At 69.7% G+C, this 23,111-nt stretch carries 18 protein-coding genes; 11 read left to right on the forward strand and 7 right to left on the reverse strand.

Annotation, left to right across the window (positions count from 1 at the left end; genetic code table 11):
• Positions 1–349 precede the first annotated feature (349 nt).
• Positions 350–976, forward strand: a complete 627-nt coding sequence (locus A37W_RS0107625) for a lytic transglycosylase domain-containing protein (protein WP_018302436.1) — start codon at positions 350–352, stop codon at positions 974–976.
• Between the two features lie 3 nt (positions 977–979).
• Here A37W_RS0107625 and A37W_RS0107630 read toward each other — a convergent pair whose 3' ends face one another.
• The 7 genes from A37W_RS0107630 to miaA all read right to left on the reverse strand — a co-directional run bounded on the left by A37W_RS0107630 (position 980) and on the right by miaA (position 10,539).
• Positions 980–2,116: an MFS transporter gene (locus tag A37W_RS0107630; RefSeq protein ID WP_018302437.1), complete on the reverse strand. Its 1,137-nt coding sequence runs from the start codon at positions 2,114–2,116 to the stop codon at positions 980–982.
• Position 2,117: 1 nt separating this feature from the next.
• Positions 2,118–4,196 (reverse strand): dipeptide ABC transporter ATP-binding protein, encoded by a 2,079-nt coding sequence (locus A37W_RS0107635; protein WP_018302438.1) that lies wholly within the window; start codon positions 4,194–4,196, stop codon positions 2,118–2,120.
• Between the two features lie 89 nt (positions 4,197–4,285).
• On the reverse strand, positions 4,286–5,734 hold the full coding sequence (locus A37W_RS0107640) for an ABC transporter permease (RefSeq protein WP_018302439.1): 1,449 nt from the start codon (positions 5,732–5,734) through the stop codon (positions 4,286–4,288).
• A gap of 10 nt (positions 5,735–5,744) precedes the next feature.
• Positions 5,745–6,791, reverse strand: a complete 1,047-nt coding sequence (locus A37W_RS0107645; RefSeq protein ID WP_018302440.1) for an ABC transporter permease — start codon at positions 6,789–6,791, stop codon at positions 5,745–5,747.
• A gap of 95 nt (positions 6,792–6,886) precedes the next feature.
• Entirely contained in the window at positions 6,887–8,539 is a 1,653-nt protein-coding gene (locus tag A37W_RS0107650; protein WP_018302441.1) for an ABC transporter substrate-binding protein, read from the reverse strand.
• Positions 8,540–8,731: 192 nt separating this feature from the next.
• Positions 8,732–9,544 carry a helix-turn-helix transcriptional regulator gene (locus A37W_RS0107655; protein ID WP_018302442.1) on the reverse strand — a complete coding sequence of 271 codons (813 nt, stop codon included), beginning with the start codon at positions 9,542–9,544 and terminating at the stop codon, positions 8,732–8,734.
• Positions 9,545–9,651: 107 nt separating this feature from the next.
• Complete coding sequence (miaA, locus tag A37W_RS0107660; RefSeq protein ID WP_018302443.1) at positions 9,652–10,539, reverse strand: tRNA (adenosine(37)-N6)-dimethylallyltransferase MiaA; 888 nt, start codon at positions 10,537–10,539, stop codon at positions 9,652–9,654.
• Between the two features lie 67 nt (positions 10,540–10,606).
• Here miaA and pyrH point away from each other — a divergent pair, with 67 nt between their 5' ends.
• From pyrH to A37W_RS21220, 10 genes are all read left to right on the forward strand, one after another.
• The gene (gene pyrH, locus A37W_RS0107665; protein ID WP_018302444.1) at positions 10,607–11,329 is read left to right on the forward strand and encodes a UMP kinase; all 723 of its coding nucleotides are present in this window, start codon (positions 10,607–10,609) and stop codon (positions 11,327–11,329) included.
• Between the two features lie 151 nt (positions 11,330–11,480).
• Positions 11,481–14,936 carry an ExeM/NucH family extracellular endonuclease gene (locus A37W_RS22750; RefSeq protein WP_169337572.1) on the forward strand — a complete coding sequence of 1,152 codons (3,456 nt, stop codon included), beginning with the start codon at positions 11,481–11,483 and terminating at the stop codon, positions 14,934–14,936.
• 154 nt (positions 14,937–15,090) lie between these two features.
• Positions 15,091–15,657 (forward strand): ribosome recycling factor, encoded by a 567-nt coding sequence (frr, locus tag A37W_RS0107675; RefSeq protein WP_018302446.1) that lies wholly within the window; start codon positions 15,091–15,093, stop codon positions 15,655–15,657.
• Positions 15,658–15,719: 62 nt separating this feature from the next.
• A complete protein-coding gene (gene uppS, locus A37W_RS0107680; protein ID WP_018302447.1) occupies positions 15,720–16,451 on the forward strand; it encodes a polyprenyl diphosphate synthase in 732 nt (243 codons plus the stop codon).
• A 4-nt stretch (positions 16,452–16,455) separates the two neighbouring features.
• On the forward strand, positions 16,456–17,259 hold the full coding sequence (locus tag A37W_RS0107685) for a phosphatidate cytidylyltransferase (RefSeq protein ID WP_018302448.1): 804 nt from the start codon (positions 16,456–16,458) through the stop codon (positions 17,257–17,259).
• Positions 17,259–18,431, forward strand: coding sequence for a 1-deoxy-D-xylulose-5-phosphate reductoisomerase (gene dxr / locus A37W_RS0107690; RefSeq protein ID WP_018302449.1), 1,173 nt, complete (start codon positions 17,259–17,261; stop codon positions 18,429–18,431). The genes A37W_RS0107685 and dxr overlap by 1 nt, the downstream gene beginning before the upstream one ends.
• A gap of 25 nt (positions 18,432–18,456) precedes the next feature.
• Entirely contained in the window at positions 18,457–19,767 is a 1,311-nt protein-coding gene (gene rseP, locus A37W_RS0107695; protein WP_018302450.1) for an RIP metalloprotease RseP, read from the forward strand.
• Between the two features lie 94 nt (positions 19,768–19,861).
• Positions 19,862–19,984 carry a hypothetical protein gene (locus A37W_RS24525; protein WP_018302451.1) on the forward strand — a complete coding sequence of 41 codons (123 nt, stop codon included), beginning with the start codon at positions 19,862–19,864 and terminating at the stop codon, positions 19,982–19,984.
• A gap of 108 nt (positions 19,985–20,092) precedes the next feature.
• Complete coding sequence (gene bamA, locus A37W_RS0107705; protein WP_018302452.1) at positions 20,093–22,402, forward strand: outer membrane protein assembly factor BamA; 2,310 nt, start codon at positions 20,093–20,095, stop codon at positions 22,400–22,402.
• Positions 22,402–23,088: an OmpH/Skp family outer membrane protein gene (locus tag A37W_RS21220; protein WP_018302453.1), complete on the forward strand. Its 687-nt coding sequence runs from the start codon at positions 22,402–22,404 to the stop codon at positions 23,086–23,088. The genes bamA and A37W_RS21220 overlap by 1 nt, the downstream gene beginning before the upstream one ends.
• The last annotated feature ends 23 nt before the right edge of the window (positions 23,089–23,111 follow it).

Genomic DNA, 23,111 nt, shown 5'->3' on the forward strand with positions numbered 1-23,111 from the left:
ACCCGGCACATCGTCGGCGCTCCTGTTCGGCAGGCCGCGAGCGCGGGCCGAGGATCACGTCGGGCCCTCACGAAGGGCTGGAGCGGGTTCTCGCCGAAAGGGCCTGCGAGGGCGGTCCAGGAACGTGGATGTCCCGGCGACCGCCGCGCTGCGAGGCCCCACCGAGAAGGCGATGAGGACCTGTGAGAACAGGCCTGCTGCGGATCCTTCCCCCACGGGACCCGGTGTGCGTCTCGCTGCTCTGCCACGGCGGTGCCGGTCAGGTGGCCGAGGGGGTGGCCTGAGCGCTGGCCAGATCGCCTGTTCTGGGGTACGGTGCGCCGGGTTTTGGAGAGGGGCAGGAGGGCCGATGTCCTATCGCACCGAAGGCGCGTGGGCGCGTCGCACCACAGGCGCACTGGCGCTGCTGGCGGCACTGGCCGCCGCACCGGCCGCGGCCGACACCGTGTCGACGATGAACCGCGCGAGCACCTTCGCCTCGCAGCTGCGGGTGCTGGATGGGCGGGCGGCCACCCAGTACGAGAATTCCGCCCGGCTGCAGCCACCCCGCGCCGAGCCGCTGATCGGGTCGGGCGCGGCGGCGGATGTCGCCGTCGTCTTCACCGGCGCCTATTCCGGTCCCTACCTCGCGATCGCCCGCGCCGCGGCCGAGCGGCACGGCATCCCGCCCGACCTGTTCCTGCGCCTCGTGCAGCAGGAGAGCGGGTGGAACGCGCGGGCTTTGTCGAACAAGGGCGCGATCGGGCTGGCGCAGCTGATGCCGGGCACGGCGCAGGTCCTCGGCGTCGATCCGCACGACCCGGCGCAGAACCTCGAGGGCGGGGCCCGCTACCTTGCCGCGCAGTACCGTGCGTTCGGCAACTGGCGCCTCGCGCTCGCCGCCTACAATGCCGGCCCCGGCGCGGTCAGCCAGTACGGCGGCATTCCGCCCTACGCCGAGACGCAGAACTACGTCCGCGCCATCTGGGGCGAGTAGGGATCACGGCTCCAGCCGGTTCGCGAACAGGATCGCGAGGACCGGAAGCGGGACCAGCAGGGCGAAGGCGACGGGGAAGCCCAGCGCCTCGACGACGCCGCCGAAGAGCGGCGGGCTCATGAAGCCGACCAGCGTGCCGAAGGTCGCGAAGGCGGCGACGCTCTCGGCCGCGGGCCGCGCGCCGTCGCGAGCGGCGGCGGCGAAGCCCTGCGGCTGGACCACCGCGATCCCGACCCCGATCAGCAGGCACGAGACCAGCGCCGGCACGACGTGCCCGGCCAGGGCGAAGCCGACCATCCCGGCGAGCAGCAGGACCGACGTCCAGCGCAGCGTCCGCGTCACGCCGTGGCGGATCACCCAGCCGTCGCCGAGGAACCGGCCCAGCGTCTGCGTCGCCACGACCGCCGGCAGCGCCAGCGTCGCCACCCACTCCGCTGCACCCAGCGTGTCGCGCAGGTGGATGACCGACCAATTGCGCATGATCCCCTCGATCACGAGGCTGGCGAGCGCGAAGAGCCCGATCCTGATCGTCCCGCGCCCCGGCAGCGCGAAGCGGCGGGCGGGGCCGGTGGCGGTGCGGGCCCGGCTCTCGGGCAGGCCGTTCAGGACGAGCGGCGTGGCGGCGGCCATAAGCGCCGCATGGCCCGCAAACTGCCAGACCGGCGCCAGCCCGACGGCGACGAGGCCCGTCGCGGCGAGGGAGGCGGCGAGGAAGCCGAGCGCCCACCAGCCGTGACAGCGGTTCATGATCCGCGCGCCGGACGCTACCTCGACCCGATCCGCCTCAATGTTCTCGGTGACGTTGACGATGCCGAAGACGAATCCGAAGGCCAGCAGCGCCGCGCCCAGCGTCGGCGCGGAGACGGCGAAGGCGGCGGGAATCTGCAGCGCGGTCGCGAGCGGCAGCGCGACCGTCAGGACGCGCCGCGGGCCCCACCGCTCCACCAGCGCCGGGACCAGCATGGAGCCGGCGACGACGCCGATCGGCATGGCAAGGAGGACGAGGCCGTAGACCGCCTCGCTGAGGCCGAGGCGCAGCTGCACCTCGGGCAGCCGCAGGAACAGGCTCGCCACCAGCGTCGCATGCAGCGCGAAGACCGCCATGACGCGGGCCGCCGGGCCCGCCGATGTCAGGGCCATGCTATTCGGCCGCCACCTTGATGACCGGCTCCATCGTCGCGAGCTGTTCGTCTGTCAGCCAGCACAGCGCATGGTGGCCGTCGCCGAGGGTGCGGAAGGGGGGCAGCTCGGTCTCGCACTTGTTGCCCGGCACATGGCTCTTCCAGCGGCAGCGGGTCTGGAACGGGCAGCCGGGCGGCGGGTTCATCGCCGACGGGATCTCGCCCTCCAGCACGATGTGCTTCTTCTCGACGCGGGTGTCGGCGATCGGGACGGCCGACAGCAGCGCCTCGGTGTAGGGGTGGTAGGGCGGGGCGAAGACCTGGTCGGTGGTGCCGATCTCGACCACGTGGCCGAGATACATGACGAGGACGCGGTCGGCGAGGTAGCGCACGATCGACAGGTCGTGGCTGATGAAGAGCAGCGTCGTCTTCTGCTCGCGCTGGATCTCCATCAGCAGGTCGGTCACCGCGGCCTGCACGCTGACGTCGAGCGCGCTGACCGGTTCGTCCGCGACCACGATCCGCGCGCCGCCTGCGAAGGCGCGGGCGATGCCGACGCGCTGCTTCTGCCCGCCGGACAGCTGCCGCGGCATCCGCTCGGCGAAGGCGCGGGGCAGCTTCACGAGGTCGAGGAGGGTGAGCATCCGCTCCCGCCTCTCGGCGTCGCCGTTGCCGACGCCGAACACCTCCAGCGCGCGCATGATCTGGCGGCCCACGGTCATGGAGGGGTTCAGCGTGTCGAAGGGGTTCTGGAACACCATCTGCACGTCGGCGACGGTCTGGGTGTCGCGTTTGTTGATCGCGGTGTCCTGGATTTCGCGGTTGTCGAGGACGATCTTGCCGCCCGACGCGGTCTCCAGCCCTAGCAGCACCTTGGCGAACGTCGACTTGCCGCAGCCGCTCTCGCCGACGATGGCGAGCGTCTCGCTCTCGCGCGCCTCGAAGCCGATGTCCTCGTTCGCCTTCACCACCTTCGTCTCGCCCGAGCCGAAGAGGGCGTTGGCGGCCGTCTCGTAGTACTTGCGCAAGGACTCGATCCGCAGCACCGGCTCGCCCGGCCGCGTCTTGCCCTTGGCGGTGATACCCTGCGGTTCGGCCGCCCAGTCGATCTCGTCGAACCTGATGCACCGGCTCTCGTGCCGCTCGTCGCCCTCCACCGGCAGCATCGGGATGTCGCGGGCGTCGCAGCGGCCCTTGACGAAGTAGTCGCAGCGCGGCCCGAAATTGCAGCCCGGCGGGCGCTCGTGGGGCAGGGGGAAGTTGCCGGGGATCGCGACCAGAGGTTTCGCGGTCTTGTCCGCGCCGGGCAGCGGGATCGAGCGGAACAGGGCCTGCGTGTAGGGGTGGCGCATCCGGTCGAACACGTCCTCGATGGAGCCCCGCTCCACCGCCTCGCCGGAATACATCACGCAGATCCGGTCGCAGGTCTCGAGCACCAGCCCGAGGTTGTGGCTGATGAACAGCATCGAGGTGCCGTACTTCTTGCCGAGATCCTTCACCAGATCGACCACCGCCGCCTCGACGGTCACGTCGAGCGCCGTCGTCGGCTCGTCGAGGATCAGGAGCGCGGGCTTGGACATCAGCGCCATCGCGATGACGATCCGCTGCTGCTGGCCGCCGGACAGCTGGTGCGGGTAGGAGCGCAGGATGCGTTCGGGGTCGGGCAGGCGGACGTCGGACACGACCTCCAGCGCGCGGGCCCACGCCTCCGTCTCGCTGACCCCCTCGTGGATCATCGGCACCTCGACCAGCTGCCTGCCGATCCGCATCGCGGGGTTCAGCGAGGCCATCGGCTCCTGATAGATCATCGCGATCTGGCTGCCGCGGATCTGGCGCAGTTCGGCCTGGCTCATCTGCCCGAGGTCGCGGCCCTTGAAGCGGATCGAGCCGCCGACGATCCGCCCGTTGGTGCCGAGGTCCTGCATCACGCCGAGCGCGACCGTGGACTTGCCGCACCCGCTCTCGCCGACGAGGCCGAGCGCCTCGCCGGGGAAGACCTTGGCCGAGAAGTCCATGACGGCCGGGATCTCCCGCAGGCGGGTGAAGAAGCTGATCGAGAGCTTGTCGATCTCGAGGATCGGCCGGGTCGCGTCATCCATGGGTCGGTCCTGGCTGCGGCTGCGGGACCGGGGGTTTCACACCCCCGGACCCCCGTGGAGGTATTTGAAGCAAGATAGGGGACAGGGGGTCAGTCCTTGAGGCTTTCCTCGCGCAGGCCGTCGGCGAGGAGGTTCAGGCCGAGGACGAGGGAGAGGAGGGCGAGCGCGGGGACGATCGCGGCGTGCGGGTAGATGGAGAGGAAGCGGCGGCCGTCGTTGATCGTGGTGCCCCAGTCCGGGCTCTCGGGCGGCAGGCCAAGGCCGAAGAAGCCGAGCGTGCCGAGGAGGATCGTGGTGTAGCCGATGCGCAGGCAGAAATCGACGATGAGGGGGCCGCGCGCGTTCGGCAGCATCTCCCACAGCATGATGTACCAGGGCCGCTCGCCCCGCGTCTGCGCCGCCGCCACGTAGTCGCGCGTGGCAAGGTCCAGCGCGAGGCCGCGGCCGATGCGGAAGACGGTGGGCGAGTTCACGAAGACGACGGAGACGAAGACGATGAGGATGCCGCCGGGGATGTTGAAGAGGTCGACGTCCGGATGGAGGAAGTTCACCGGCGTGCCGGGCTGGCTGACGAGCGAGAGGTAGAGCCAGCCGGTGACGGCAAGCGTGACGGCGAGGATCGGCCAGCGCTTGCGGCGGTCCGTGCGGTAGCGGGAATCGAGGAGGACGGCGAGGAAGAGGATCGGAAAGACGAAGAGGACCATCGCCATGAAAGAGGGGATGCCGGTCTGCACGATCTCGGGCGTGACCAGCAGGTAGAACAGCAGGATCACCGGAAAGGCGAGGACGAGGTTGGCGAGGAACGACAGGATCTGGTCGAGGCGGCCGCCGAAATAGGCCGCCGGCAGGCCGAGCGTGATCCCCACCATGAAGGCGAAGAGCGTGGCCAGCGGCGCGATCAGCACCACGATGGCCGACCCCGCGACCATCCGGCTGAAGACGTCGCGGGCGAGATTGTCGCCGCCGAGCAGGTAGTGCGGCCAGGCGCCCTCGGGCGCCATCGCGACCGGCTCTCCGGGCAGGACGTTCTTCATACCGGACAGCTGCGACAGCGGGTCGTGGGTCGCGATCCAGCCGAAGGCGGTGAAGTAGAGCGCGGTGAAGACCCAGAACAGGACGAGGCCGAAGCCGATCATGCCGATGGTGGAGTCGAAGAGCCGGCCGAACAGGCCGAGCCGGCGGCGGAAGTGGATGGAGAGCGCGAAGACGAGGGCGAGCGAGATCCAGACCGGCGCGAAGCGGCGCGCCACCGCGCCGACGATGCCGGCGGACCCGTAGGGCATGAGCGCGCCCGCCACGATGTAGGCCAGCAGCACGGCGAGGAGCGCGAGCAGGGCGAAGCGGCCGGCCGTGTCGGCGAGGCCCCGCAGGCCCGTCGTCGCGACGAGCGTTCCGTCCGGACGGGGCCGCATCTGCGGCGCGGGCAGGAGCGAGGCGAGGACCTGGCCCGCCACGGCGAGGAGGAGCAGCGCCACCGAGACCCACAGGAGCGGGTTGAGCACGGTGCCGAGCGATCCGGTCCAGGTGAGCGCGTCCATGGAGCTTCCCTCAGCTGATGCGGATGCGGGGGTTGAGGTAGACGTAGCCGATGTCCGAGATCAGCTGCGTCACCAAGACGACGAAGACGGACACGACCGACACGCCGAGCAGCAGCTCGATGTCGTTGTTGCCGGCGGCCTGCACCAGCGTCCAGCCGAAGCCCTTGTAGTTGAACAGGGTCTCCACGATGACGACGCCGTTCAGCAGCCACGGGAACTGCAGCATGATGACCGTGAAGGGCGCGATCAGGGCGTTCCTCAGCGCGTGCCGCAGGACGATGTCGCGGAAGCGCACGCCCTTGAGCCGGGCGGTGCGGATGTACTGGGCCGTCATGACCTCGGCCATCGACGCGCGGGTCATCCGGGCGATGTAGCCCATGCCGTAGAGCGCGATCGTCATCACCGGCAGGGTGAAGTTGACGAAGGTGATGTCCTCCATCGCCGAGGTGGCCGAGCCGTTGAACCAGCGCAGGCCGACGGCGGTCGAGGCGAAGACGGCGATGAAGACGACGCCCGAGACGTATTCCGGCGTCGCCGTCGTGGTGATCGCGAAGGTCGAGAGCGAGCGGTCGAGGCGCGAGCCCTCGCGCATGCCCGCCAGAACGCCGAGGAGGAGGGCGCCGGGCACCATCACCGCCATCACCCAGAACATGAGCTTGCCCGTCAGGGCGAGCGAGCGGGCGATGATCTCGCTCACCGGGGCGCGGAAGACGGTGGAATAGCCCCAGTCTCCCTGCAGGATGCCGCAGAAGCGGTCGGCCTCCTCCAGCGACTGGTCCTGCGCCACGCAGCGACCCGTGGGCGTTCCGTCCGCCGCCTCGCCGGTCCAGCCGGGCAGCACGCCGAGCCACTCGCCGTAGCGGACGAGGACCGGCTGGGCGTAGCCGTTGCGGGCCAGCCAGCTCTCGACCTCGGCGTCCGAGATCCGCACGCCGATCTCGGACTTGGCCACCTTCTCGAGGTTGGGGCCGAGGTTCGTCAGGAAGAACACGACGAAGGTCAGGCACAAGGCCGTCAGCAGCATCGTCAGGATGCGGCCGGCGATGAATCGCAGCATTCCCGTGCCCCTGTTGCCGGCCGTCCGGCCCCGGTGTTCCCGTCGTTCGGCGCCCCGCCGGACCGCGACGACGCGGCCCGGCGGGGCTCAGGCGATCAGGCCTGGATCGCCCACTTGTAGTGGTGGTGCTCGAAGGTGGGATGCATCTCGGCGCCCATCACCTCCGCCCGGTAGTGACGGTAGAGCGAGCGCCAGTAGGGCTGGATCACCACGCCGTCCGCGCGCAGCATCTCCTCCATCCGCGCCATCACCTCGCGCCGGGCGTCGGCGTCGGCGATGGAGCCGGCCTCGGCCAGCGCCGCGTCGAAGTCGGGGTTGCTGTAGGCGGTCTCGTTCCAGGCCACGCCGGACTTGTAGGCGAGGTTCATGATCTGCACGCCGAGCGGGCGCATGTTCCACTCGGTCGCCGAGAACGGGTAGGTCAGCCAGTCGTTCCAGAAGGTGGAGCCAGGCAGCACTGTGCGGGTGATGTTCACCCCCGCGTCGCGCAGTTGGGCCGCCACAGCGTCGCAGCTGGTCGCCTGCCAGGCATCGTCGATCGAGATCAGCTCGAACTCGGTCTCGGCGTGGCCGGCCGAGGTCAGCAGCTCCAGCGCCGCTTCGGGATCGTACTCCGCCGGGCCGATGTCCGCGTATTCGGGGTGGATCGGGCAGACGTGGTGGTTCTCGGCGACGACCCCGCGGTCATTGTAGCCGAGCTCGAGGACGATGTCGTTCGAGACCGCCATCTGCAGCGCGCGGCGCACGTCGACGTTGTCGTAGGGCGCGTTCGCCTGGTTGAAGCGGACGGTGATCGTAGAGGCGGTCACCACCTCGGACTCGGTCCAGCCGAGGGCGTTGAAGATCTCGATGAAGTCGCCGACCGACTGGTAGGTGATGTCGATCTCGCCGGATTCCACGGCCGAGACGACGGCGGCGGGATCGGTGCCGTAGTCGATGTACTCGATCCGGTCGAGGTACGGGCCGCCGAACACCTCGGTCCCCCACCATTGGTGGTCGGGGTTCTTCACCAGCGTGACGCGCACGCCGATCTCGACCTCCTCGGGGATGTAGGGGCCGGTGCCGACCGGATTTTCGGAGGGGTCGCCCCCGGAATAGGACGGGTGCACCAGCGCCGCCGGGTAGTCGGCGGTGTTGACGATGATCGCGATGTCCGGCGCGCTGAGGTTCAGGACGATCGTGTGGTCGTCGACCGTCTCGATCGCCCCTTCGCGCAGCTGGTTGGTATCGGGATCGACCAGCGCGGCCATGCGGCCCGCCATCGAGTTGCCCTCGACCGTGCCGTCGCACCAGCGGGTAATGTTGTAAACGACGTCCTCGGCCGTGAAGGGGTCGCCGTTGTTCCAGGTGACGCCCTGCCGGACGTTCAGGGTGAACTGCGTCGCGTCCTCGTTCGCCTCCCAGCTTTCCAGCAGCATCGGGGTGAGGGAGCCGTCGCGCTCGTACTGGACGAGGTATTCCAGCCAGCCGCGATAGACGTTGGCGATCTGGCTCCAGTCGGCGACGCGGGGATCCTTGAGCGCCCGGGTCTCCATCTCCATCCGGAGGGTGCCGCCCATCGGCTTGTCCTCCTGGGCGCGTGCCGGGGTCGGTACGCCGATCAGGCCGTAGGCCATCGGCGCGGCGAGGCCGAGGGCGGTGGCGCGGGTGAGGAACTCGCGCCGGCTGAGGCGGCCGGACTTCTCCTCTTCGGCGTACATGAGCGCGGCGGGATGCACGTCGGCGCGCACCTTGTCCTGATAGGTCATCGAATACTCCCTGTCGTCTTGTTCGGATTGCGTGCGGTCCTGCGCCCGGACCGTTGCCCGTCGGCGGTCAGGTCCCGTCATGGCGGCGTCGTCTGCGCGACGTCCGTGAACCCTTTTCGTCTCCCTCTCCGGGCACATTCCGCAATTTTTGGGCCGCGAGGTCAAACGAAAGGTTGATAACGGCCCTCTGGTTCAAGAGCGCCGGCCCGCATCCTCGCGGCGGAAACCTGTCGGCGTCTGGCCCGTGGCCTTCTGGAACGAGCGGGTGAAATAGGCGGCCGAGCCGTAGCCGAGGTCGGCGGCGATCTTCTGGACCGGCGTGCGGGTCTCGCGCAGCAGCGTGCGCGCCTCGAACAGGATCCGGTCGTTGAGCAGCGCGTGGGCCGAGCGGCCGCAGGTCTGCCGGCAGGCGCGGCTGAGATGGGTGGGCGTCACGCCGAGGGATCGGGCGAGGCCGGCGATGGCCGGCTGGCGGCGGAAGTCGCGCTCGATCAGGTCGGAATAGGCCGCGACGAGGCGGGCGGCCGCGCTCTGCTCGCGGGCGTCGGTGGCGGTCTCGGGATGTTCCTCCAGCTGGCGCTGGTAGAACACCGCGAGGAGGCCGAGGTGGTAGTGCGCGGCGCGGGCCGCGCCCGGACGGGGCGAGCGCAGCTCGCGCTCCATCTGGTCGATGATCTGCGCCGCTTCCTTCTGGGTGGCGACGTCGCGCAGGCGCAGGTGCACCGCCTCCTCCGGCCATTCGCGCGCCATGGCGTCGGGGATCGTCACCATAACCCCGTGCGACGTCGGCCCCAGCTCGTAGCCGTACATCGTGCGGGCCGGGATGAAGATCATGTTGTTGGGGCCGTAGCCGCGGGTGAGGCCGTTCACGGTGATCCGGCCCTGTCCCTTGTGGAACAGCATCAGCCGCGGGGTGGCGTGGGCGCGCATCGCCTCGGTCCGCCAGCGGCCCTGGGACGCGTTCATCGAGAGCGGCTGGAGGCCCAGCCGGTCGGTGGTGTGCATGTCTGTCCCCCCGGACGGCTGCGTCTCGTTCGATAAGTGCAAGTGTCGCGGGGCATCTGCCCGTGTGACAATGGCCAAAATCGGGACGAAACGCGAAAAGCTGGGGATCAGGCTGTGGATAAGTCGACGCGGCGCCAGTCGCCCATGCGGGCGCGGAACCACGTCCGCTGCCGCTTGGCATAGCGGCGGGTCTGGATCAGCGCGGACTCGCGGGCGTCCTCGAGGGTCGTCTCGCCGCCCAGGAAAGCGATCAGCTCGCGCGCGCCGATGGCTTTCGACGACAGGAGTGCAGGGTCCCATCGCGGCCGCATCGCCCGCGCCTCGTCCAGCGCGCCGCCGGACAGCATCGCGTCGAACCGGCGGACGAGCCGCGGCTCCAGCCAGTCCTTTGGCGCGCCGAGTACCAGCCGCTCGGCCGCCTCCGGTGGCAGCAGCGGCGGCGGCGTCTCGGCCTGCCACTCGGCAAGACCGCGGCCGGTGGCGCGGCGCACCTCCCACGCCCGCTGCACGCGGGCGCGATTGGCCAGGTCGATCCCGCCCGCGGTGCGGGCATCGAGACCGGCGACGAGGGCGGGCAGGGGCAGGGCGTCCGCCTCGGCCCGGACCTCCGCGGGGACGGGCGGGATCTCGGCAAGGCCCTCGGTCAGAGCCGAGAGGTAGAGGCCGGTGCCGCCGACCACGATGGGCCGGCTGCCGCCGTCCAGAAGAGGGCGCACTTCGCGCAGCCAGTGGCCGACGGAGTAGGGCGCGTCATGGGGCAGGTGGCCGTACAGCGCATGGGGCGCGCGTGCGCGGTCCGCCGCGGAGGGCTGGGCCGTCAGCACCTCCCATCCGGCGAAGACCTGCAGCGCGTCGGCGTTCACCACCGTGCCGCCGGCCCGTTCGGCGATCCTGAGCGCAAGCGCCGACTTGCCGCTCGCCGTCGGCCCGGCGATCAGCACCGGCCGCCCCTCCGGCAGCCCGTCGATCCAGCGGTCGATTTCCGCCGCTTCCATGCGCCCCCCGCATTGAACCCCCCGGCCTTTTCCGACATTTTCCGCGCCGGGCAAACAGGGGGACGCGATGAACGACGCACAGACGAGGTTCCGGCGGGTCCTGCTGAAGATCTCGGGCGAGGCGCTGATGGGCGACCAGGGCTACGGCCTGCATCCGCCCACCGTCCAGCGCATCGCCCGCGAGGTGAAGAGCGTGCACGACCTCGGCGTCGAGATCTGCATGGTGATCGGCGGCGGCAACATCTTTCGCGGGCTGGCCGGCAGCGCGCAGGGGATGGAGCGCACGACGGCCGATTACATGGGGATGCTGGCGACGGTGATGAACGCGCTCGCCATGCAATCCTCGCTGGAGGACCTGGGCGTCTACACCCGCGTCATCAGCGCGATCCCGATGGATCAGGTGTGCGAGCCCTACATCCGCCGCCGCGCCGTCCGGCACCTCGAGAAGAAGCGGGTCTGCATCTTCGCCGCCGGCACCGGCAACCCGTACTTCACCACCGACACCGCCGCGACGCTGCGCGCCAACGAGATGAGCTGCGAGGCGATCTTCAAGGGCACCAAGGTCGACGGCGTCTACGACAAGGATCCCAAGAAGTTCCCGGACGCCCGGCGCTACGATCGGGTCACCTACAACGAGGTTTTGACGAAGAACCTCGGCGTGATGGACGCCAGCGCCATCGCGCTCGCCCGCGACAACGACCTGCCGATCATCGTCTTCTCGCTGGACGAGCCGGGCGGGTTCAAGGGAATCCTCGCGGGCGAAGGCACTTTCACCACCGTCCACGGATAGGGCACCGGCCGCCGATTTTTGACCAACTGGTCGAAATCCGCCGATCCGAACCTGCTGACCTCGGGTCAACAGGACCTGACGTCGCGTGCGCGTTACGCAAGCCATGTTCCAGAACAAGGCGACGCGAGACAGGCAGCAGGGAGATCACACCATGCCGGCGACCGATCTGATCATCTCGGAATACATCGAGGGATCCGGCCTCAACAAGGCCATCGAAATCTTCAACGGGACCGGCGCGACGATCGACCTGTCGCTCTACACCCTCGAGCTCTATTCGAACGGCAGTTCCTCGGTCAGCCAGTCGGTGCAGCTGGAGGGCACGCTCGCCGACGGCGAAGTCCACGTCCTGGCCCATTCCGGCGCCTCGGCCGAGATCCTCGCCCAAGCGGATCAGATCAGCGGGTCCGTCATAAACTTCAACGGCGACGATGCGGTCGTGCTCCGGCGGGGCACTACGGTGATCGACGCGTTCGGTCAGGTCGGCGTCGATCCCGGCTCTGAGTGGCCGGACGGCAACTCGGCAAACCAGACGCTCATCCGCAGCGAGATCGTGGCGTCGGGCGACAGCGACCCCTCCGATCCGTTCGACACCTCGGCCGAGTGGATCGTCCTGCCGCAGGACGACATCTCGGATCTCGGCCGTCACACGTTCACCGGCGGCAGCGGACCGGCGCCGGAGCCGCAGATCGTCATCACCGAGATCCTGCAGAATCCCAGCGCCGTGTCCGACGACAACGGCGAGTGGTTCGAGATCCACAACGCCGGCAGCGCCTCGGTGAACCTCTCGGGCTGGACCATCTCGGACAACGGCAGCGATTCCCACGTGATCGCCGGCGATCTCGTCGTGGCGCCCGGCGCGTACGCCGTGCTCGGCCGCAACGGCGATACCGCGACCAATGGCGGCGTCGCCGTGGACTACGTCTACGGTTCGATCGCGCTCGCAAATTCCGATGACGAGATCGTGCTGACCGACGCCGAGGGGATCGAACGCGACCGGGTCGAGTACGACGGCGGTCCGGCCTTCCCCGACCCGGCAGGCGCCTCGATGGCGCTGGACGATCCCGCGCTCGACAATTCCGACGCCGCGAACTGGTCGGTTTCGACCGCGATGTTCGGAGACGGCGACAAGGGCACGCCCGGCGCCGCCAACGTGACGCCGCCGCCGCCGGTGGAGCCGGTGCTGGCGATGATCCACGAGGTCCAGGGCGACGTCGGAACCGGCGACGGCGCGGTGACCGGGATCGACGACGTCAGCCCCCTGTTCGGTGAGCGGGTGACGGTGACGGCCATCGTGACCGCCGACTTCCAGCACGGGCTGCTGGGCTCGATGGGCGATTTCGACGGCTTCTACCTGCAGGAAGAGGACAGCGACGCGGACGACTCGGTCGCGACATCCGAGGGCATCTTCGTCTACGACGGCACCTCGACGAGCCGGGTCGACGTGGCGGTGGGCGATCAGGTCCGCGTGACCGGCACCGTGGGCGAGAACTTCGGCCAGACGCAGATCAGCGACGTCGTGGTCGAGGTGCTTTCCAGCGGCAACGCGCTGCCGACCTCGGTCGCCGTCGAGTTTCCGGTCGCGAACGTCATGATCGACGACGGCGGGAATTATGTCGCGAACCTCGAAGCTTACGAGGGGATGCTCATCGACGTGCCGCAGTCGATGGTGGTGACCGAGCTGTTCGACCTCGACCGCTACGGCAACTACGTCGTCGCCGACCAGCGCTACGAGCAGTTCACGCAGAACAACGCCCCCTCCGTCGAGGGCTACGACGCGCATCTCCGGGACGTCGCGAGGGGCTCTCTCTGGATCGACGACGGGCAGTCCGTGCAGAATCCCGAGACGTTGCGGGTCGTCGACGGGAACGACTACGCCCTCAGCTCGGACGACACGTTCCGGATGGGCGACACGCAGACCGCGCTGACCGGCGTGCTGGGCTACCAGTTCGACGAGTTCCGCATCCAGGTGCCCACGGGCGAGTACGGCGACGCCAACCCCCGCCCCGAGACGCCCGAAGAGCTGGGCGGCAACTTCCGCGCCGCCAGCATCAACGTGCTGAACTTCTTCACCACGCTCGACGTCTTTCCCGACACGCCGGATGACGACGTCGGTCCCGACGGACAGCAGCAGGAACCGCGGGGTGCCGACACCAACCCGCAGAACGCCGTCGAGGGCGTCGGTCCGACGGACGAGTACGACCGCCAGCTGGCCAAGCTCGCCTCCGCCATCCACGAGATGGACGTCGACGTGATGGGTCTTCTGGAGATCGAGAACGACTTCCTCGACGGAGGCGTCGCGCCGGGCGATCAGTCGGCGCAGGGCGACCGCGGGATCGCGGCCGCGGCCCTCGTCGAGGCGCTCAACGACCTGGCCGGGGCCGAGGTGTACGCCTTCGCCGATCCGGGGCAGGAGTTCGTCGGCACCGATGCCATCGCCACCGCGCTGCTCTTTCGCACCGACCGGGTGGTGCCGGTGGGCGACATGGCGATCCTCGACAGCGCCGCCTTCCTCGACCCGCTGAACACCGGGCAGGACCGCAACCGCGCCGCCATCACCCAGACCTTCGAGGACATCGAGACCGGGCAGATGCTGAACGTGTCGGTCAATCACCTCAAGTCCAAGGGCTCCGACGCGGGCGGCGAGGGCGACGCCGACATCAGCGACGGGGCGGGGGCGTCCAACGCGACCCGGACCGCCGCGGCCGAGGCCCTGACCGAGTGGCTCGCCTCCGACCCGACGGGGCAGGGCGCCGAGCGCACGCTCGTCCTCGGCGACTTCAACGCCTACGCCCGGGAGCAGCCGATCGAGGTGATCGAGGATGCGGGCTACGCGAACCTTGGCCTGCTGGACGATCCGGACGCCTATTCCTACGTCTTCGACGGCCAGACGGGCACGCTCGACTACGCGTTCGCGAACGATGCGCTGGCCGACGATTTCGTCGGCGCCACCGAGTGGCACATCAACGCGGACGAGGCCGACGCCCTCGACTACAACCTCGAATTCGGGCGCGATCCGGACCTCTACGACGGCGGTTCGTCGTCGCGCTACTCGGACCACGACCCGATCCTCGTCGCCTTCGATCTGGAGTCGGTGTTCAACATGATCGCCGGCACCGGAGGCCGCGACAGGCTGTACGGGACCGGAGACCGCGACCGGATCGAGGGCCGCGGCGGCAACGACATCATCCTCGGACTGGGCGGCGCCGACAGGATCGGCGGCGGCCGAGGCAACGACGACATCTTCGGCGGGTCCGGCAACGACGTCATCGCCGATGGCATCGGCAACGACCTCGTGTTCGGCGGTTTCGGGGACGACACCATCGTCGCCTCGGGCGGGCGCAACGACAAGGTCTCGGGCGGGTTCGGGGACGACACGTTCGTGTTCTCGGCGGCGCTGGCGGAGGACGGCCAGAAGGACCGGCTGACGATCCTGGACTACGGGCTCGGCGACGACGTCATCGACCTCGGCGGGGCCGAGATCGGGCGGGTCCGTGAAAGCCGGCTGAAGGTCGAGCTGACGCTGGAAGGGGACGGCGACAGGATCGTCGTGTGGGGGGTCGACGACCTCTCCGACATCACCTTCGCCGGCGATCCGCTCCTCGTGTGAGGCATCGGCGCGCGGGCGGCCGCACTGCACGCGCCCGCATCCTGCACACCCGCTGCACGCGGCCCGGCCTATACAGCCGGGCCGGTCGGCGATATAGGGATGCGACCCCCGGCCGGGCCTCTGGCCGGCAAGAGACACGACCGAACGGGCAGACATGGCAGACGACTTCGAGCTGGACACCGACGACCTCACGCGCCGGATGGACGGCGCCATCGCGAACCTCAGGACCGAACTGGCGTCCCTGCGGACCGGCCGCGCCTCGGCCTCGATGCTCGAGCCGATCCAGGTGGAGGCCTACGGCAGCATGACGCCGATCAACCAGGTCGGCACCGTGAACGTCCCCGAGCCGCGGATGGTCACGATCAACGTCTGGGACAAGGGCCTCGTCGGCAAGGTCGAGAAGGCCATCCGCGAGAGCGGGCTCGGCATCAACCCGCAGCTCAACGGCACCATCATCATGCTGCCGATCCCCGAGTTGAACGAGGAGCGGCGCCGCGATCTGACCAAAGTCGCCGGCGATTATGCGGAACGGGCCCGGGTCGCGATCCGCAACCTGCGCCGCGACGGCATGGACCAGATCAAGAAGGCGAAGTCCGACGGCTCCGTCAGCGAGGACGACCAGAAATTCTGGGAATCCGAGGTGCAGGAGCTGACCGACAGCTACATCAAGAAGGTGGATGCGCAGCTGGAGACCAAGCAGGCGGAGATCATGCAGGTCTGAGGACGCGCCGGGGCGGCCGCCGCGTACAGGGCGGCCCGAGCAGGAACGAGTGAGGAGGCCTCATGGCCCGGGACGAACGGATCGAGACACGCCACGGGCCCGAGCACGTGGCGATCATCATGGACGGCAACGGCCGCTGGGCGCAGCGCCGCGGCCGGCCCCGACTGTTCGGCCACCAGGCCGGCGCCAAGCGCGTCCGCGACATCGTCGAGGCCTGCCCCGATCTCGGCGTCAAGTACCTGACGATCTTCGCCTTCTCGACCGAGAACTGGAAGCGCACCCAGGCCGAGGTGGCGGGCCTGATGAGCCTCTTCCGCCGCTACATCGAGCGCGAGGCGCGGGCCCTGTTCGACTCCGGCGTCCGCGTCCGCTTCATCGGCGACCGGCTCAAGCTGGAGCCGAAACTCGTCACGTTGATGGACGAGCTGGAGCTGCTGACCTCCGGCAACGACCTCGTCCACCTGACCATCGCGATCAACTACGGCGGCCGCGACGAGGTGACCCGCGCCGCCCAGCGCCTCGCCTACGAGATCGAACAGGGGCGCCTGACCCCCAAGGACGTCGACGCCGAGACGCTGGCCCGCTTCCTCGACACCCGCGTGCTGCCCGATCCGGACCTCGTCATCCGGACCAGCGGCGAGGCGCGGATCAGCAACTTCCTGCTTTGGCAGTCGGCCTACGCCGAGTACGAGTTCATCGACACGCTGTGGCCCGACTTCACCCGGGACGAGTTTGCCCGCGTCCTGGCGGGGTTCGCCGCGCGCGACCGCCGCTTCGGGGCGGTGAAGGCCTGATCCGGTGACGGCCGCGCCCGACCCGGGCCGCTGGTCCGACCTGTCTCCCCGCCTGATCTCGGGCGCGATCCTCGGTGCCGTCGGCCTCGCCGCCATCGTCATGGGCGGCGCCTGGTTCCAGATGCTCGCCGTGTTCGCCGCGGCGGTCATGGTCTGGGAACTGTGGATGATGATCGAGCCGGGGCGCCCGACCTCCGGCATGCTGATGGCCGCGCTCGTCGCGTCGGTCATGTCGGGGATGATGACGTTCGACGATCCCTCGGCGCTGCTGTTCTTCCTCGTCGCGCCGGTGATCGGCACCATCGCGATCCGGCGAGAGCGGCTGACCTTCTTCGTCTTCGCCCTCGGCATCCAGATCGCGGGTTGGGGCCTCGTAATGTTCCGCGACGGCTTCGGCTTCACCTGGCTGGTCTGGATGGTCCTCATCATCATGGTGACCGACGTGTTCGGATACTTCGCCGGTCGCACCTTCGGCGGGCCGAAATTCTGGCCGCGGGTCAGCCCCAAGAAGACGTGGTCCGGCACCGTCGCCGGCTGGGTCGCGGCGGCGATCGTGGGGGCGCTGTTCGACTGGTACTACGTCCGCACCGGGCCGGCGATCATCCCGCTGTCGGTGCTGCTGTCGTTTTCGGGCCAGATGGGCGATATCGCCGAGAGCGCACTGAAGCGACGCATGGGCGTCAAGGACAGCTCCACGCTGATCCCGGGCCACGGCGGCCTGTTCGACCGGTTCGACGCGCTGCTCGGCGCATCGCTGTTCCTCCTCTTCGTGACTGCGCTGATCGACGTGCCCGGGGTGTCGTTCTGATGCGGGTGACGGTTCTCGGCGCGACCGGATCGGTCGGGCAGAGCACGCTGGACCTGATCGGACGCGAGCCCGGGCGTTTCGAGGTCGTGGCCCTGACCGGCGGGCGGAACGTGGAGCGGCTGGCGGCGGACGCCCGGCGGCTGCGGGCGCAGGTGGCGGTGACCTGCCACGACGGCCTGCTGGGCGAGCTGCGGGACGCGCTGGCCGGGTCGGGCGTCGAGGCGCGGGCCGGGGCGGCGGCGTTGGCCGAGGCGGCGGAGGAGCCCGCGGATCGGGTGGTCAGCGCCATCGTCGGCAGCGCGGGTCTCGTGCCGGGCCTCGCGGCGCTGCGGCAGGGGACCACGGTCGCGCTCGCCAACAAGGAGACGCTGGTCTGCGCCGGGCCGCTCGTCATGGCCGAGGCGAAGGTGCACGGCGCGACGATCCTGCCGGTGGACAGCGAACATTCGGCGGTGTTCCAGGCGCTGACGGGCGAGGACCCGGCGGCGGTGGAGCGGGTCGTCATTACCGCCTCGGGCGGCGCCTTCCGCGACTGGCCGCTGGAGCGGCTGGCCCGTGCGACGCCGGAGGAGGCGGCCACGCACCCGAACTGGGACATGGGCCAGCGGATCACCATCGATTCCGCCTCGATGTTCAACAAGGCCCTCGAACTCATCGAGACGAAGGAGTTCTTCGGCATCGCGCCCGAGCGGATCGAGGCCGTGATCCATCCCGAGAGCCTGGTTCACGCGCTCGTGGGCTTCCGCGACGGGGCGCTGATGGCGCATCTTGGCGCCCCCGACATGCGCCACGCGATCGGCTACGCGCTGAACTGGCCGGACCGGCGCGACCTGCCTGTCGCGCGGCTCGACCTCGCGAAGGTCGGGCAGCTGACCTTCGCCGCGCCCGATCCTGCGCGCTGGCCGGCGCTCGGGCTGGCGCGCGAGGTGATGGCGATGGGCGGCGCGGCCGGGGCGGCCTTCAACGCGGCCAAGGAGGCGGCGCTCGACCTGTTCCTCGCGCGGCGCGTGCGCTTCACCGACATGGCCTCCATCGTCGCCGAGGTGCTGACCACGATGTCATCGCGGGACGGGCTGCAAAATGCCGCTCTGTCCCTAGATACGGTTCTTGAAACGGACGCGCTGGCCAGGGCCCGCGCCAACGAGGCCGCGGCGGCCCTGGCCGCCGGCTGAAACGACCTAGGAGCGACGCCCGACCGTGGACCTGATCCAGTTCCTGCCGTCCTTCGGCAACCTCGCCTTCACGCTCATCGCGTTCATCGTCGCGATCTCGATCATCGTCGCGGTGCACGAATACGGGCACTACATCGTCGGCCGCTGGTCGGGAATCGACGCCGAGGTGTTCAGCCTCGGCTTCGGGCCGGTGCTGTTCAGCCGGGTGGACCGGCGCGGGACCCGCTGGCAGTTCGCCGCGCTGCCGTTCGGCGGCTACGTGAAGTTCCTCGGCGACGCCAACCCGGCGAGCGTCGGCGGGGCGCGGGGCGGGGCGCGGAACACGATGCTGGGGGCGCCGCTCTGGGCGCGGGCGGCCACCGTCGCGGCAGGACCGGTCTTCAACTTCCTGTTCTCGTTCCTGATCTTCGCCGCGCTGCTGATGAGCGCGGGCCGCCCCACGGTGCCGATGACGGTCGCCGAGATCCGCGCGCTGCCGGAGCGGTACGAGGTCGGCCTGCAGCCGGGGGACGAGATCCTCGCCGTCGGCGGGGTGGAGCTGGAGGACGGCCTCCTGCCCGAGGATCTGCCCCATAGCGAGGTGCTGGACTACCGCGTGCGCCGCGACGGAGCGGAGACGGTTGTCGAGGCGCCCTATCCGGTCCTGCCGATCCTCGCCTCGATCACCCCCAATTCGGCCGCGATGGATGCAGGCCTCCGCTCCGGGGACATCGTCACCGCGATCGACGGCCGCGAGATCTGGTCGTTCCAGCAGATCTACGACGCCGTCGTCGCCTCGGAGGGGCGCACGCTCGACCTCGCGATCTGGCGGGACGGCGAAACGTTCGACGTTTCGGTCGCGCCGCGGCGGGCGGACCTGCCGCTGCCAGAAGGGGGCTTCGAGACGCGCTGGCTCCTCGGCGCGACCTCGGACCTGTTCTTCACCCCCGCGACTGAAAGCCCAAGCCTCCTGCAGGCGCTGTGGGGCGGGGTGGCGCAGGTGTGGTTCATCATCACCTCGTCGCTGTCCGGCCTGTGGCACGTGGTGACGGGCGCGATCTCGACCTGCAACCTCAGCGGCCCTGTCGGCATCGCCGAAACCTCCGGCGCGATGGCGAGCCAGGGAACCGTCAGCTTCCTGTGGTTCCTCGCCGTCATCTCCACCGCCGTCGGATTCCTGAACCTCTTTCCGATCCCGGTTCTCGATGGCGGGCACCTGATGTTCCACCTGTGGGAGGGGATCACGGGGCGGATGCCGTCGGACGGTGCGCTGCGGGTGCTGATGGCGGCGGGCCTCGCCGTGGTGCTGACGCTGATGGTGTTCGCACTGGCGAACGACCTGTTCCTGTGTCCCTGAGGCCCTGGATCCGGCAAGGGCAGCGCGCCCAAGAATCGCCAGAATTTCCGGACATGCTAGCGGCCATTCCGACCACCTGACCGCGGATCCGGCAATGCAGACGCTCGCAGAGAACAGCAAAGGCCTGACGCTCCTGATGCGTCTGAACTGGGATCGTTTCGTGGCGCTCGCGGTGCTGTTCGGATCGCTCGCCTTCTCGGCCTGGGTCGGCGGCTGAAAGCGCCCGCCGTCCGGGCGGCGTCGCCGGACCGGTCCGGCGCTTTGACAAGGCCCCCCAATCCCGGTACTCGAAAAGCAACGGGGTTGTCTTGGACGGGCAGTGAAAATGGCACAGGACGACGGGCGGGGCCGCGGCCTCGCGCAGCGGGTGGCGCGAAGCGCCATCGTGGTCGCCGCGACGATCTGGGCGGGGGCCGCCGCGGCGCAGTCCTACAGCTTTTCCAGCGTCCGGATCGAGGGCAACCAGCTGATCGAGGACGGCACGATTCTGACCTACCTCGGCATCGGCCGGGGCGAGGCGGTGTCGGGCGGACAGATCAACGCCGCCGCGCAGCGCCTGCGCGAGACCGGCCTCTTCGCCGAGGTCGACGTGATCCCGCAGGGCGGCACGCTCGTCGTGCAGGTGGCCGAATACCCCACGATCGCGCGCATCAACTTCGAAGGGAACGCCCGGCTCGGGGACGAGCAGCTGGCCGCCGCCATTTCGTCGATCGAGCGGCGGGTCTACAGCCCCACCCGCGCCGAGGCCGACGCCGCCGCGATCACCGAGGCCTATGCCGTGCAGGGCCGCATCAACGCGACCGTCCGTCCGGTCATCATCCCGCGCGACGGCAACCAGGTCGACCTGGTCTTCGAGATCTTCGAGGGCGCGGTCTCCGAGATCGAACGGGTCAGCTTCGTCGGCAACCGGGCCTTCTCGGACGGGCGCCTGCGCGGCGTGCTCGAGACCAAGCAGGCGGGCCTGCTGCGGGCGCTGATCCAGCGCGACACGTTCGACCCCCAGCGGCTCGACTTCGATCAGCAGGTGCTGACCGACTTCTACCGCAGCCGCGGCTACGCCGACATGGAGGTGCAGAGCGTCGACGTCCAGCTGACGCGCGAGCGCGACGCCTACCTCATCACCTTCAACGTGAACGAGGGCCAGCAGTACCGGATCGGCAGGGTCGACGTGGCGACCGAGGTGCCCGAGGCGAACATCGCCGACTACGCCGCCGAGCTGCGGCCGCAGGAGGGCGCCGTCTACTCGCCCGACATCGTCGACAACAACGTGGAGCGGCTGGAGCGGCTGGCGGTCCGGCAGGGCATCGATTTCGTGCGCGTCGATCCGCGGATCACCCGCAACCCGGCGAGCGGCACGCTCGACATCACCTACACGCTGGTCCGGGGCGAGCGGATCTTCGTCGAGCGGATCGACATCGAGGGCAACAACACCACGCTCGACCGCGTCATCCGGGCGCAGTTCCGCACGGTTGAGGGCGACCCCCTGAACCCGCGGGCGATCCGCGAGAGCGCGAACCGGATCCGGGCCCTCGGCTACTTCGCCGACGTGCAGGTGGACACCCGACCGGGGTCGTCCGAGGACCAGGTCGTGGTGGACGTCGACGTCGAGGAGCGGCCGACCGGCAGCCTGTCCTTCGGGGCGAACTACAACAGCGACAACGGCGTCTCCCTCGTCGCCAGCTTTTCCGAGCGAAACTTCCTCGGCCGCGGCCAGAGCCTGGACTTCCGGCTGAACGCCGGCCGCCGCAGCCAGGTCTTCAGCTTCGGCTTCGGCGAGCCGAACTTCCTCGGCCGCGACCTGAACTTCGGCTTCGACCTGGCGTACCGGCGGACCGACAACGACAGCGCGCTCTACGACACCGACAGCTTCCGCATCGCGCCGTCGCTGCAGTTCCCGATCAGCGAGCGCGGCTCGCTGCAGGTCTTCTACGCGACCGAGTACACGGACATCACCGACGTCTCCGAAGAGGCGTCGCCGCTGATCCAGGCCGAGGCCGCGGAAGGCGGGATCTGGACCCAGGCGCTCGGCTATTCCTACTCGTGGGACAGCCGCCGCGACGGGCTGGACGAGAGCACGCGGTTCCTGCTGCGCTTCGGCCAGGAATTCGGCGTCGGCGACGTGCAGTACATCCGCACCACCGCGCTCGCCACCGCCGAGACGCGGGTCTTCCGCGAGGACGTGGTCCTGCGGGCGACGATCGAGGGCGGTCTTCTGGACTACAACGACGGCGCGAGCCGGGTGACCGACCGCTACTTCCTCGGCAGCCGGTACCTGCGCGGCTTCGACACGCGCGGGATCGGCCCGCGCGACGCGAACACGCTCGACGCGCTCGGCGGCAACAAGTACGCCGTCGCCCGTCTCGAGGCAGAGTTCCCGCTGGGCCTGCCCGAGGAATACGGCATCTCGGGCGGCGTCTTCGTCGATTACGGCTCGGTCTGGGACGTGGGCGACCTGCGCGGCCTGGACGAGGGCGACGTGCTCTACAACGACTTCACGCCGCGTGCGGTGGTCGGGGCGTCGCTGTTCTGGACCACGCCGCTCGGCCCGCTGCGCTTCAACTTCACGGAGGCGCTGCAGTCGGAAGAGTTCGACGAGACCCGGAACTTCGACATCACCATCGCGACGCAGTTCTGATGCGGCGGGCCGTCCGGTCCGCCCTCGCCCTCGCCGCGCTGTTGGCGGGGGCGCCCGGCCTGCCGGCGCGGGCGCAGGACCAGACGACGATGAGCGTGACGGACAGCCTGCCGCTGCAGGGCCCGGTGCGCAGCCCCGTGCTGACGATCGACCTCGAGCGGCTCTATGCCGGCAGCGACTTCGGCGAGCGGGTGGCGGCGGACATCCGCGCGGCCACCGAAGCGCTCGCCGCCGAGAACCGGCAGATCGAGGCCGAGCTGACCGCCGAGGAGCAGTCGCTCACCGACCGCCGGCCCACGATGGAGCCCGAGGCGTTCCGCGCCGAGGCCGAGGCCTTCGCCGAGCGGGTCCAGACGATCCGCCGCGAGCAGGATGCCAAGGAACGGGCCTTGCAGGACCGGCTGGTGGCCGGGCGCGACGCGTTCTTCGCCGCGGCGACGCCCGTGCTCGGGCGGATGATGCTGGACGCCGGGGCCGCGGTGATCCTCGACCGGCGGAACGTGTTCCTCGGCGTGGGGCTGGTGGACATCACCGACAGCGCGATCCAGCGCATCGACGCCGAGGTGGGCGATGGCGCCTCGGAGGCGCCTGCGCCGGACACCGGGTCCGATCCTGCGCCCGGACCCGCCGCACCTGCGGAGCAGGACAGCGCACCGCCGGACGGCGCCGAGGCAGCCGACGACTGACCGCCCTGCGCTTGCCCGCCGGG

The sequence above is a fragment of the Wenxinia marina DSM 24838 genome, assembly GCF_000379485.1.
Taxonomy (GTDB): domain Bacteria; phylum Pseudomonadota; class Alphaproteobacteria; order Rhodobacterales; family Rhodobacteraceae; genus Wenxinia; species Wenxinia marina.

Excerpts from the sequence above, each read along its gene's own strand:
- A37W_RS0107625 (WP_018302436.1), top strand. The coding sequence starts at position 350 with ATGTCCTATCGCACCGAAGGCGCGTGGGCGCGTCGCACCACAGGCGCA.
- A37W_RS0107630 (WP_018302437.1), bottom strand. The coding sequence starts at position 2,116 with ATGGCCCTGACATCGGCGGGCCCGGCGGCCCGCGTCATGGCGGTCTTC.
- A37W_RS0107635 (WP_018302438.1), bottom strand. The coding sequence starts at position 4,196 with ATGGATGACGCGACCCGGCCGATCCTCGAGATCGACAAGCTCTCGATC.
- A37W_RS0107640 (WP_018302439.1), bottom strand. The coding sequence starts at position 5,734 with ATGGACGCGCTCACCTGGACCGGATCGCTCGGCACCGTGCTCAACCCG.
- A37W_RS0107645 (WP_018302440.1), bottom strand. The coding sequence starts at position 6,791 with ATGCTGCGATTCATCGCCGGCCGCATCCTGACGATGCTGCTGACGGCC.
- A37W_RS0107650 (WP_018302441.1), bottom strand. The coding sequence starts at position 8,539 with ATGACCTATCAGGACAAGGTGCGCGCCGACGTGCATCCCGCCGCGCTC.
- A37W_RS0107655 (WP_018302442.1), bottom strand. The coding sequence starts at position 9,544 with ATGCACACCACCGACCGGCTGGGCCTCCAGCCGCTCTCGATGAACGCG.
- miaA (WP_018302443.1), bottom strand. The coding sequence starts at position 10,539 with ATGGAAGCGGCGGAAATCGACCGCTGGATCGACGGGCTGCCGGAGGGG.
- pyrH (WP_018302444.1), top strand. The coding sequence starts at position 10,607 with ATGAACGACGCACAGACGAGGTTCCGGCGGGTCCTGCTGAAGATCTCG.
- A37W_RS22750 (WP_169337572.1), top strand. The coding sequence starts at position 11,481 with ATGCCGGCGACCGATCTGATCATCTCGGAATACATCGAGGGATCCGGC.
- frr (WP_018302446.1), top strand. The coding sequence starts at position 15,091 with ATGGCAGACGACTTCGAGCTGGACACCGACGACCTCACGCGCCGGATG.
- uppS (WP_018302447.1), top strand. The coding sequence starts at position 15,720 with ATGGCCCGGGACGAACGGATCGAGACACGCCACGGGCCCGAGCACGTG.
- dxr (WP_018302449.1), top strand. The coding sequence starts at position 17,259 with ATGCGGGTGACGGTTCTCGGCGCGACCGGATCGGTCGGGCAGAGCACG.
- A37W_RS24525 (WP_018302451.1), top strand. The coding sequence starts at position 19,862 with ATGCAGACGCTCGCAGAGAACAGCAAAGGCCTGACGCTCCTGATGCGT.
- bamA (WP_018302452.1), top strand. The coding sequence starts at position 20,093 with ATGGCACAGGACGACGGGCGGGGCCGCGGCCTCGCGCAGCGGGTGGCG.
- A37W_RS21220 (WP_018302453.1), top strand. The coding sequence starts at position 22,402 with ATGCGGCGGGCCGTCCGGTCCGCCCTCGCCCTCGCCGCGCTGTTGGCG.